This is a genomic window from Pseudomonas sp. B21_DOA, assembly GCA_030544685.1.
Lineage (GTDB): Bacteria > Pseudomonadota > Gammaproteobacteria > Pseudomonadales > Pseudomonadaceae > Aquipseudomonas > Aquipseudomonas fluorescens_AO.
Window position 1 is genome coordinate 5929267 of record CP086683.1, and the last position, 11218, is coordinate 5940484.

Below are 11218 nucleotides of genomic sequence, written 5' to 3' on the forward strand. Positions count from 1 at the left end.
GTATCGAGAAGCCGACGAGTCGGACTTCGCATTACAAGGTTGCAGTGGCATGAAGTTCGAGGTCAGGGGAACCAGGAAGCATTTTTAACTCAGTTCTCTTGGAGTTGAAAGCATGAACATGCACGTCGGTTTGGATGTGGGATCTCGCACTACAGCGATGGGCTGGCGCAATGGCGGCCGCTTTGCAGGTCAGTGCAATATCGACCAGACGCCGGCGGGGCGCAAGGCTGCTGTCGGCAAATTGCTTGAGCTCAAGCCGATATCTGTGGTGATGGAAGCCACCGGTATCTACTACCTGGACTTGGCCATGGAGCTCGCTGCGGCGGGTTTGCCAGTCTCGGTTATCAATCCGAAGAGTTTTCACAACTTTGCAAAGCTGATGCTGAAAAACAGCAAAACGGACGCAATCGATGCCCAATTATTAGCTGAATACGGCGAACGGATGAGCCCAAGGTTGTGGACGCCGCCCACTTCAATACAGCTTGAGCTGCGTGCTATCGGCCGCCACATCAATCGTTTGACAGGTCACCGCACCCGCGCCAAAAACGAGCTGCATGCGCTAAAAGCTACTCAAACAACACTCCCGATGCTGATTGAGGATGAAGAAGAGGCCATCAACGCCTTTGACAAACGAATCGAGCGTTTCCGTGTCGCTGGTCGGGCATTGATCGACAACTGCCCAATGTTGAGCGCCCAGTTTGGACACATGATTGCCGCTCCAGGCATGGGTGAGATCTCAGTATTTGCAGCGCTGGCTGAACTGACGACCTTACCGGTGACGCTTAAATCCGCGCAGGTTAGCCGCCATGCCGGACTCGATGTCCGACTCACGCAATCAGGAAGCAGCATTGATAAACCCGGCCGGATAAGTAAGGGCGGCAATGCCTATTTGCGCTCAGCGATGTACATGCCTGCGCTGACCGCCATACGTTGCGACCCGAACGTGAAAGCGTTTTACGAAGCGTTGGTGGCCCGAGGAAAGAGGAAGATGCAAGCTATCGTCGCAGTCATGCGCAAATACCTGACCGGACTATGGGCCTGCATGCAGGCCGGAGAAGACTTCGACACGGCCAAGCTTTTTAGCGGTAAACACGTCCAAAAAGCTTGACCGTGAACAGAGTATCTACAGGGTCTCAGTCAACAAGGGTACAGGCCATCACCACCGCATCCTCACGCCCACCCACCGCCGGATAATAATCGCGACGCCGGCCGATCTCGTTGAAGCCATACCGCTCATACAACTTGAACGCAGCCGTGTTGCTGTCGCGCACTTCGAGAAAGCATTCCCGAGCCTCGGCCGCATACGCCCGCGACATCAAATGCTCAAGCAACGTCAGGCCCAACCCGCGCCCCTGATTTTCCGGCTTGACGGTTATATTGAGCAGGTGCGCCTCATCAAGAATGATCTGCACCACACCGTGGCCCACCTGCTGCTGCCCTTCGAACATCAGCCAGATCTGGTATTTGCCCAAGCCATCGAGAAAGATGCCCCGGGTCCACGGATGGCTGTACGCGGCGTATTCGATCTTCAACACAGCGTCCAGGTCCGCCTCGGTCATCGGGCGAAAGGTTACAGCCTCACTCATCGGATTGTTTCCAGCGCGCCATCAGCCGACGCATGGCTTGCCAGACAGCGGCCTTGCGCTGTGGCTCTTCCATTAACAGTTCCAGACCGGGAATCGCCCAGGCCAGGCCCAGACCTTCGATCTGCAATTCACTATTGAACGCTTCGGCGTCCGCTTCCCCGGCAAATTTCACCGCCGGCAGGCCGATCAGCCACAGACAGGCGCAGGGCGCCGCTTCCATCTGCACCGAGAGAAAACCCTGCACGAAGTCGCGCGCCGCTTCCGGGCCTTGATCCAGCGTGCCGCGATTGAGCCACGGCCAGCGCACCGGTTCGCCGACGATTTGCGGCGCATCCGGCAGACCAGCGGCGCGCAGCATGTCCTTGAGCAGCAGGTAGGCCGGATCGCGACTCTGAAACGCTTCGCCTGTGGGTAACTCGACCAGCAGAAGGCAACGCCCGGCGCGCAGCAGTTGCAGGGCGAAACGCGGTGGCGGCACTGGCGCTGGCTTGACCACCACCGGCGTCTCGTCGACTTCTTCCACCGGTTTGGCGCCGTTGCGGGTGCTGGCCAGCGACGGGCGCGGCACTTCGACTTTCGGCCGTTCGGCCTGACGCACGGCAGGCTGCGCCGGTGCTTCGGCCTGGGGCGCCGGAGCGACCGGCAACTCAAGCTCAGGCTCGGGCATCTCCAGCAGCTCGGGCCGCGACGGTGCGGCGAAAGGCAGTTCGGTGCGCGGCAGCCAGTTGACCACCTGCATGGCGTTCAAACAGGCGCGGCGGCGGGACTCGATAAGCAAAGGTCGGCCACTTGTGGATAACGAAAAGTGCGCTGATTCTACCGCCCTTCGCACAAGATCGCTTGCTGTTGATCGCTAGCCTGCGCCACTGCGCTTCGAGCAAAGAATGCGACAGCCCGTCCCGAGAGTGAATCGCCACGCCTGTGATGCAGTACAATCGCCGCTTTTAACCGCCAACCAGCCGGCCATTCCGATGATCGAACCCAAGCGCGTCTTGCGCGCCCTCGCTGAACACTGGGCACTTCTGGAGCCACTGTGCGAGCACTTCGACCAAGGCACCCTGAGCCTCAACGAACTGCGCACGCAACTGGCCGCCCAACAACTCGACAGCACGCCGCAGGACATCACCAGCCTGCTCGACGTGTGGATTCGCCTCGATATTCTGGTTCCGGTGGCGAAAAGCCCGAACCGCTTCGAGCTCAACGCGCAGATCCACGACTTCCTCGCCTATCTGCGCCGCGAACACCGCCTCGGTCTGTGCCTGGAAATCGAAGCCTACCTGCGTCACCTCGAACGTCTGGCCGGTTACATCCAGGACGCCTTCGACGTTCGCGACGGCAACGATCTGGCGCGCCAGCTGCGTTTGCTCGACATGCGCGTGCGCGACGTACTGAAAAAACTCGACAACGATGAACAGGCCTTGGTGGCAGTCGCCGAACGGGCGAAGACCAGCGACCGGCAGATTCCATTGCGTCAGCGTTACGCCGAAGTGCTGGCGACGTGGGACGAATACGTCGAGCCGATGATTGATCTGGTCAACGCCGACGGCGCCTTCGAACAAGGCGTGCGCAAGGTCGAAACCGTGCTGCTGAAGATGCTCAGCGAACAGCAGCGCCTCGGCCATCTGGTCGATGACGACATGCTCCTGCGCACCCACGCGCGCATTCTCGAAATGCAGACCAGCGCGCAGTTGACTCTGCGTCATGCCCGCGAACTGTTGCTGCCGTTGCGTGAAGAAGCGCGTCGGCACAACGCCGTGACCCGTGGCGCCGCACTGGCACTGGCGGCAATTCGCCGCAAAGGCATCGACGCCGTGCCGCAAGCCGCAATGCCGCTGTTCACCCGCCCACAGAGCACTTTCCTGGGCAGCGCCAGTCAGGTCGAAGCCTACGTCTACGCGCTGGCGCGTTTCGAGCCGAAACCGGCGCGCTTCCCCAAGGCGCACAAAACCCAGAAGGCTGGCGACGCTCCACGTGCACCGCGCACCGTGCGCGAGATGGTCGATCGCTGCGAAGAATCGCTGCCGATGCCGGATCTGATGACCTGGCTGCTGGAGCAGGAACCGGACGGCGCCACCGACGAATTGCTTTATTGGTTCTCGCGCCTGTCGCGGGAAAAACGCTTCAAGCGCGAGCGTCTGGAACGTCGCGAATATCACACTCACGAGCATCAGGTCAGCCTGCGCTCCTTCGCCCTGCTCTCGGCCAGCGACACCGCCGCCGAGAATTCTGCGAGCATCCCAAATGCATCTTGATCTTTCCGAACTGTCGCAACTGGCGCCGATCTTCCGCGAGTTGTTCAAGGGTTACCACGTCAGCCGTCGTGATCCCGAGCTGTACGCGCAATTGTCGAATTTCCAGGACCAGTACCGCACGCTGTTCAAGGCGCTGGGCTTTGAACTGGTCTGCGACACCCGTGGTTTCTACTACTTCGTGCCGGACATGGCCGCCGCAGCGGTGAACAAGACCGCCCAGCGACTGGCGCTATTCACCTTCATCCTCGTCGAGCACCTGGCCGATCAGGGCCGCGACCCGATTGCCGTGCTCGACGGCGGCAGCCTTGGCCGCGAAGAGTTGCCGTCGCTGCTGGACAAGTACCGCGATCTGTTCATTCAGGCCGAAGTGCAGACCGTCGAAGAACTCGAAGAAAAAATCATGCGCCGCATGACTCAGCTCGGTTTTGCCGGCGAAGAAAACGGTGTCTACCGCTTCCTGCCGCCAATGCACCGTTTCCTCGACGTGTGCCTGTCGGTACAGCAGGACCGCGACCTGGCGGCCAGCGTGCACAGCGTTCTGCCGCTGCCGGCGCCGGTGCTGATCGACGAAGAAGCCGAAGCGAAATTCCTCGAAACCGACGATCCGCTCGATCTTTCCGAATTTGAAGAAGAAAGCGAAGAAGACGCACTGGCCCGCGCCATTGCCGAAGAACAGGAGTCCGATGCATGAGCCAGGAACGCTACGGCATCCGCCGCTTTGCCCTTTTGAACACCGCCGGTTACAGCCTTGGCCTGTTCCCGCTGGAAGAACCGCTGTCGGTTTATGGCGCGAACAACCTCGGCAAGTCGGCGTCGATCAACGCCTTGCAGTTTCCGATTCTGGCGCGCATGTCGGACATGAGTTTCGGCAAGTACAGCCTCGAGCAATCGCGGCGTTTCTACTTCGCCTCCGACACCAGTTACATCCTCGTCGAAGTCAACCTGCCCCACGGCCCGCACGTGATCGGCGTGGTCGGTCGCGGCCCGGGGGCGGTTTCGGGCACCAGTTCTTCGCCTACGCCGGCAAGCTCGATCTGGCCCACTACCAGAAAAACGACACCTGCCTGCGCCAGAAAGAACTGTTCAGCAATCTCGAAAAAGAAGGCCTGAAGGCTTACGAGCTCAAGCCGGACGAACTGCGCCGCTTGCTGGTTGGCGGCCACACGTCGATCCCGCTCGACCTGACGCTGATCCCGCTGCGCTCCACCAGCGAGCAGAGCCTGAAGACCTTCCGCGCGCTGTTCATCAACCTGCTGCACATGCGCGAAATCACCGCGGCCAAGCTCAAGCAACTGTTCCTCGATGCCTTCGAGCACAGCCTGCGTTCGGGCAGCGTCGATTACATCGCCGCGTGCGAAGAAGCCTTCCGCGACGTGCGGCGCATGGAACAGGACTACAACTCGCTGGTCGCCGCCGGCCCATTGGTCGAAGCCTTGGCCAACGGCGTGAAACAGCGCGACGTGCTGCGCGGCAAACTGCATCGCCTGTCGCCGCTACTCGATTCCCTGCTCGGCACCTGGTCGGACTACGCCACGGCGCGTAAGGAAGAGCTGACCATCCAGGCCGAGCACTACCGTCGCGAGCAGGACGATCTGCAAAACGATCAGCGCGGCGGCACTCAGGAATTGATGCGTCTGGAGCGGGAAATTTCCGGCATTCAGCGCTGGCTCGGTGAGCTGTCGGTATTAAAGAACCGCTTCGCCCTGGTCGATGACGTCAAAGTGCTCGAGCAACAATTGCTCGCCGCCAAGGACGCTCACGACGAACTGGCCGGTGCCTTGGCGCAGTCGCGTCAGTTCAGCGCCGAAGATCTGGAAGAGCGTCTGCGCGATCTGGAAAAACGCCTGAAGTCGGTGAAGCAGCAACTCGATCACGCTGATAACAACAGCTACGCCCGCCTGCGCGAAGAGTTCTCGCAACAGGACGTCGAACGCCTGATGCGTCTGTTCAATAGCGCGCTGTTCAGCCTGCCGCTGGGCGAGCACGGCATCACCCTCGACGAGAACGGCGAGTGGGTCAAATCGGTCGAGCTGATTCTTGACGGCTTCAAAGGCGAGCGTTTCGAAGTGCCGGGCCTGTCGATCGACATCTCGCACATCGAGCCGCCGGCCTTGCAAGCGCTGGCTGACCGCGCCGCGCTGCGCGATCAGAAAGAGCGTCTGGAAAAAGAACTCAAGCAACTGAAAACCCAACAAGCCGTGGCCGCCGACCGCGCCGCGAGCAAGACCCAGACCGAAGCGCTGTACCAGCAGGTGCTGGACGCACAGAAGGCGCTGGAAGATTTCCGTCGCACCCAGACGCTGAGCGCCGAAGAAGGCGACAAGCTCGAGCAACTGGCGCAGATGGAAGCCGCGCAGGACGAACTCAAGCGCTCCAGCGATGCGTTCACCGAGCGCGTCCAGCAACTGTCGGCCAAGCTGCAACTGGTCGGCCGACAGATTGCCGACATGGAAGCCAAGCAACGCACCCTCGACGATGCCTTGCGTCGTCGTCAGTTGCTGCCGGCGGATCTGCCGTTCGGTACGCCGTTCATGGATCCGGTCGACGATTCGATGGACAACCTACTGCCGCTGCTCAACGACTATCAGGACAGCTGGCAGGGTCTGCTGCGTGCCGATGGCCAGATCGAGGCACTGTACGCGCAGGTGCGTCTCAAAGGCGTGGCCAAGTTCGACAGCGAAGACGACATGGAGCGGCGTCTGTCGCTGCTGATCAACGCTTACGCGCACCGCACCGATGAGGCCCTGACCCTCGGCAAGGCGCGGCGCGCGGCGGTCACCGACATCGCCCGCACCCTGCGCAACATTCGCAGCGACTACGACAGCCTCGAGCATCAACTGGCGCTGTTCAACCGCGAGATCAACAAGCGTCAGGTTTCCAACCTGCAGAGCTTCCGCATCGTCCTCGCGCCGAACAAGGAAGCGCTCAAGCACATCGACCAGATCATCCACAGCGCCGGGCAGTATGAGGAAGGCGAAACCCTGTCGGTGTTTGACCTCAGCCAGAGCGCCGAGCAGGACAACAAGAACGAAGAGGCCAAGGAATATCTGGCACGGCTGGTGGCGGCCAACCACAACCAGCTCGGTCTCAAGGACTTGTTCGAACTCGCCTTCGAGATCACCAAGGTCAACGGCCAACCGGTCATCCACACCGACATCGACGGCGCGGCGTCCAACGGTACGACCATGACCATCAAGGCGCTGACCAACATGTACTTGTTGCTGCATTTGATGGATCGCGATCTGGCCGGTCGCGTGCGTCTACCGTACTACCTCGACGAGGCGGCGGATATCGACGAGAAGAACCAGGCGGCGCTGCTTGAAACCAGTCTGCAACTGGGCTTCGTGCCGATTCTGGCGAGCGTGAAGCCGCAGGTCTGCGCCAGTGTCGCGATCGACCTGGAAGGCGGCAGCGGCCCGGCCGGGATCTACATCGATGAGGCGGACTGGAAGTACATCCGCCGCCACGATGTGGTCAAGGCCACGCTGAATGTGCAGGCGGATGAGCCGGAGCTGGATGCGGTTTGATCGGCTTTAGCTGAAGGCAAAAAAGGGCCGCGATCTGCTGGGATCGCGGCCCTTTTTATCGTCTGGGATTTGGGTTGAATCAGAGGGCCTCTTCGCGAGCAAGCTCGCTCCCACATAGAAACGCATACAAAATGTGGGAGCGAGCTTGCTCGCGAAGGCGTCTTGATAGACGCCCCATAAACTTCAGGTTACTTACCGAGCTGAATCCTCGGCGCCCACGTCAGCCATTCATCCTCGAACTTGTCGAACAACGGGAACGTCTGCTCGGCCCGCGCCGGGTTGCCCATGCGTTCACCGTCCGGGGTGGCGAAGGCAATACCACCTTGAATCAGCGTCTCCAGCGACTCGGTTCGCACCGTCACGCCTTTAAATAAACCGTAATCGAAGCCCACACCGCTGGTGTTCCAGAAGCGGCTGCCGCTGCGCACCAATGGCGCATACTTCGGCTCGATCAGGATGTGCACCAATACACGGTCAGCGGTCTGGCCCAACTCATAACCGGTCACCTTGCCGACGGTGATTTCACGATAGGTGACTGGTACGCCGGGCTTCAGCGAACCACGACGTGCAGCGCTCAACACCAGACTCAAACCGGCTTCCTGTTTGGTGACTTCCGGCACCTCGGCCAAAGCAACGAAGTTTTTTGCGGCCCGAGATTTTCGCCGCTGGCTGGACTTCGATGTATTTGCCGGTGACCAGGGTTTCCAGATTCTGCGTCTTGATCAGGCCCAGCTCCGGCTTGACCACCCAGAACTGACTGCCGACCCGCGCAATTTTCTCCGGCACTTCGGTGATGCGTGCGGTGAGGATCACCGACTGCATGTCGTCGGTGAGATCCACGCTCTCGATCTTGCCAACATCCAGCCCCTTGAAACGCACCGGCGTGCCGCTGCTCAAACCGTCAGCGCGATCGACTTTAATAGTCACTACCGCACCTTTCTTGTTCGCCTCGTCATGATCGGCGAACAGACGGAAGCGCGGGATGCGTTTCTTCAACGGCGCATTGGCTTGCGGTGTTTCGAATGCAATACCGCCGGCCATCAGGGTTTGCAGGGATTCACTCTTCACCTGAATGCCGCCGGTCAAGCCACCGGTGAGGGTAATGCCGCTGACGTTCCAGAAGCGCGTCGAGGCGTTGACCAGGTTTTCGTATTCCTTCTCGATGTGTACGCCGATGACCAGTTGCTTCTTGGTTCGGGAGAACTGGTAGCTCTGCACCGAACCGACCTTGACCTGCTTGTACAGAATCGGGCTGCCGACATCGATCGAGCCGAGCGAATCGGTGAACAGCACCAGATGCAGGCCCGGCGATCGCAGGTCCAGCGGCGGAGCTTTTGGTCGTGCTTCGAATTCCCGCTTTGGCGCGGCGCCTTTGTCACCCGGACGCACGGCGATGTAGTTACCTTTTACCAGCGCTTCCAGGCCGGTAATACCGGCAAGGGAAATCGACGGTTTGACCACCCAGAACTGCGTGCCCTCCACCAGATAGTCTTCGGCCAACGGATCAAGGGTCAGCTCGGCGGTGGCGCTGTTCAGGTCCGGATCGACCTTCAACGCTTTCAGGTTGCCGACCTGAATACCTTTGTACATCACCGGCGTGCGACCCGCCTGCAGACCTTCGAAATCGCTGAGCTTGACCTTCACGCGAATCCCGGCAGCGGCAGCGTCAAAGTCTTCATAGAGACGGAACGGGAGGCTCGGATCGGTTGCCGGACTGTCCTTGCGATTCTCCGGCGTCGCGAACGCGATACCACCGGCGACGATGCTGGCCAGGGATTCGCTGCGCACTTTCACGCCGGACAGGTTGGCGTCGATGCTGATGCCGCTGGCGTTCCAGAAACGCGTGTGCTTGCGCACCAGTTTGGCGTAGGTCGGCTCGATGAACACTTTCAGCTCAACAGTGCTCTGATCCTCGGAAAGCACATAGCTTTTGACTTGGCCAACTTTGATCTGCTTGTAGAACACCGGGCTGCCACGATTCAGAGAACCGAGGCGATCGGCCTTGATGGTCAGGTGCAGACCGGGCTTGGCGTCGGACAGCGGCGGCTCTTCGGCCAATGCCTTGAATTTGCGCACCGGCTCGCCTTCACCGGGACTGATGGCAACGTAGTTACCCGAGACCAATGTCTCCAGACCGGTGATACCGGCCAGGGTCACGCTCGGCTTGACCAGCCAGAACCGTGTGCTGGTCTTCAGGTACTGCTCGACGTCCTTGTTCATTTCGATGGTGGCGATCACGCCTTTGGAGTTGCCTTCATCGTCGAGCTTGAGCGTTTTGACCTTGCCGACCGGCATGCCTTTGTAGACCACTTCAGTCTTGTTGGCCTGGATGCCTTCGCCGCTTTCGAAGCGCACCTGAATCTCTATACCGGTCTCGGAATAAGCACGCCAGCCGAGCCAGCCGCCGATGATCAGCGCGATCAGAGGCAGCACCCAAATGGCCGACCAGTTCGAAGCGGGTCGGGTTTTCGCTACAGGCAAATCAGTCATGGTCGTCGTCCGACTCCGTGTTATCCCAAATCAGTCGGGGATCGAAAGTAACTGCCGCGAGCATCGTCAGAATCACCACAGAGGCGAAGGCGACGGCGCCCAGGTTGGCTTCGACACTGGCTATCCGGCCGAAGTTGACGACCGCCACGAGAATGGCGATCACAAAAATATCGAGCATCGACCAACGGCCAATGAACTCGATGAAACGGTACATCCAGATACGCTGGCGGGCCGATAATGGTTGCCGACGCTGCACAGAAAACAGCAACAGCGCGATGCCGACCAGTTTGAAGGTCGGCACCAGAATACTGGCGATGAACACCACGGCCGCGATCGGAATCATGCCGTGCTGCACCAGTTGAATAACCCCGGACATGATGGTGCTCGGATCACCCTGACCCAGAGAGCTGACCGTCATGATCGGCAAGACATTCGCCGGAATGTAGATAATTGCTGCCGTGATCAACAGCGCCCAGGTACGGGTCAGGCTGTTCGGGCGGCGAGCGTGAACCTGCGCGCCACAACGGGTGCAGTTCTGCTCGTCGACGTCAGCTTCCTGCTTGTTCAGCTCGTGACATTCGGTGCAGACCAGAATGCCCGCATCAATCGCCCGCATGGGCATCCTCTCCTGATAATGCCTGCCAGATCTGATGCGGTGACATCACCACCTCCAGCCAGACTTGTACCAACAACAAGCCAATGAAACATGCCAGCCCGAGGCCGACGGTGATGGCTGCCATGTCCGCAAGCTTCACGATCGCGACGAGGACGCCCATGAGGTAGACCTCGAGCATGCCCCAGTCTCTGAGGTGGTGGTAAATACGATAGAGCAGCAAACCGTAGCTTCGGCCGACTTCGAAACGAATCGTCAGTAACACAAACAGCTGGCACAACAACTTGAGTAACGGTATGGCCATGCTGCAAAGGAAGACGACAATCGACACTCCTTGCATGTCGGTGTTGAACAGACCGACCACGCCACTCCAGACCGTATCCTGCGACGATTGCCCGAGGATATTGAGTTGCATGATGGGTAAAAAGTTTGCCGGTACGTAAAGTAATAACGCCGCGATCACCAGGGCGAGGCTGCGCTGCACCACGTTATGGCGGTGGGCGTATAACTCATAACCACAACGCGGGCAGAGCGCTTTCTCACCATGGGCAAGTGTCGGCTTGCGCATCAGCAGGTCGCACTCGTGGCAGGCTATCAAGTCTTCCAGCGGTAAATCTGACAGCCCGGGGGCGTCAACCGATTCTGACATACAGGCTCTGGCTCCGATAAAGATGGGGCTATTCTAGTGTTCTGATTCGAAAATAACTGTGCAATTTTGTTCGCCGTAACGCTGAAAACTTTCTCGCAGGC

At 59.7% G+C, this 11218-nt stretch carries 7 protein-coding genes and 2 pseudogenes; 4 read left to right on the top strand and 5 right to left on the bottom strand.

Features of this window, described 5'->3' with window-relative positions:
• The first annotated feature begins 112 nt into the window (after nt 1-112).
• Entirely contained in the window at nt 113-1108 is a 996-nt protein-coding gene (locus LJU32_27525) for an IS110 family transposase (GenBank protein ID WKV88975.1), read from the top strand.
• A gap of 25 nt (nt 1109-1133) precedes the next feature.
• Here LJU32_27525 and rimI read toward each other — a convergent pair whose 3' ends face one another.
• Together rimI and LJU32_27535 are read right to left on the bottom strand one after the other, a co-directional pair.
• Nucleotides 1134-1586 carry a ribosomal protein S18-alanine N-acetyltransferase gene (gene rimI, locus LJU32_27530; protein WKV88976.1) on the bottom strand — a complete coding sequence of 151 codons (453 nt, stop codon included), beginning with the start codon at nt 1584-1586 and terminating at the stop codon, nt 1134-1136.
• On the bottom strand, nt 1579-2325 hold the full coding sequence (locus tag LJU32_27535) for an energy transducer TonB (protein WKV91219.1): 747 nt from the start codon (nt 2323-2325) through the stop codon (nt 1579-1581). The genes rimI and LJU32_27535 overlap by 8 nt, the downstream gene beginning before the upstream one ends.
• A 232-nt stretch (nt 2326-2557) precedes the next feature.
• On the opposite strand from LJU32_27535, the gene LJU32_27540 reads away from it, so the two are divergent.
• From LJU32_27540 to LJU32_27550, 3 genes and pseudogenes are all read left to right on the top strand, one after another.
• Entirely contained in the window at nt 2558-3838 is a 1281-nt protein-coding gene (locus LJU32_27540) for a hypothetical protein (GenBank protein WKV88977.1), read from the top strand.
• On the top strand, nt 3828-4529 hold the full coding sequence (locus LJU32_27545) for a chromosome partitioning protein (protein ID WKV88978.1): 702 nt from the start codon (nt 3828-3830) through the stop codon (nt 4527-4529). The genes LJU32_27540 and LJU32_27545 overlap by 11 nt, the downstream gene beginning before the upstream one ends.
• A pseudogene (locus tag LJU32_27550) lies at nt 4526-7365 on the top strand (chromosome partitioning protein ParA). The gene LJU32_27545 and the pseudogene LJU32_27550 overlap by 4 nt, the downstream one beginning before the upstream one ends.
• A gap of 188 nt (nt 7366-7553) precedes the next feature.
• Here LJU32_27550 and LJU32_27555 read toward each other — a convergent pair.
• From LJU32_27555 to LJU32_27565, 3 genes and pseudogenes are all read right to left on the bottom strand, one after another.
• Nucleotides 7554-9855: pseudogene (locus LJU32_27555) on the bottom strand (MlaD family protein).
• Entirely contained in the window at nt 9848-10471 is a 624-nt protein-coding gene (locus tag LJU32_27560; GenBank protein WKV88979.1) for a paraquat-inducible protein A, read from the bottom strand. The pseudogene LJU32_27555 and the gene LJU32_27560 overlap by 8 nt, the downstream one beginning before the upstream one ends.
• The gene (locus tag LJU32_27565; protein ID WKV88980.1) at nt 10458-11117 is read right to left on the bottom strand and encodes a paraquat-inducible protein A; all 660 of its coding nucleotides are present in this window, start codon (nt 11115-11117) and stop codon (nt 10458-10460) included. Before LJU32_27565 ends, LJU32_27560 begins: the two co-directional genes overlap by 14 nt.
• Nucleotides 11118-11218: the final 101 nt, after the last annotated feature.

What these genes read in the sequence shown, in the direction of transcription:
- LJU32_27525 (WKV88975.1), top strand. Translation starts at nt 113, where the DNA reads ATGAACATGCACGTCGGTTTGGATGTGGGATCTCGCACTACAGCGATG.
- rimI (WKV88976.1), bottom strand. Translation starts at nt 1,586, where the DNA reads ATGAGTGAGGCTGTAACCTTTCGCCCGATGACCGAGGCGGACCTGGAC.
- LJU32_27535 (WKV91219.1), bottom strand. Translation starts at nt 2,325, where the DNA reads ATGCAGGTGGTCAACTGGCTGCCGCGCACCGAACTGCCTTTCGCCGCA.
- LJU32_27540 (WKV88977.1), top strand. Translation starts at nt 2,558, where the DNA reads ATGATCGAACCCAAGCGCGTCTTGCGCGCCCTCGCTGAACACTGGGCA.
- LJU32_27545 (WKV88978.1), top strand. Translation starts at nt 3,828, where the DNA reads ATGCATCTTGATCTTTCCGAACTGTCGCAACTGGCGCCGATCTTCCGC.
- LJU32_27560 (WKV88979.1), bottom strand. Translation starts at nt 10,471, where the DNA reads ATGCGGGCGATTGATGCGGGCATTCTGGTCTGCACCGAATGTCACGAG.
- LJU32_27565 (WKV88980.1), bottom strand. Translation starts at nt 11,117, where the DNA reads ATGTCAGAATCGGTTGACGCCCCCGGGCTGTCAGATTTACCGCTGGAA.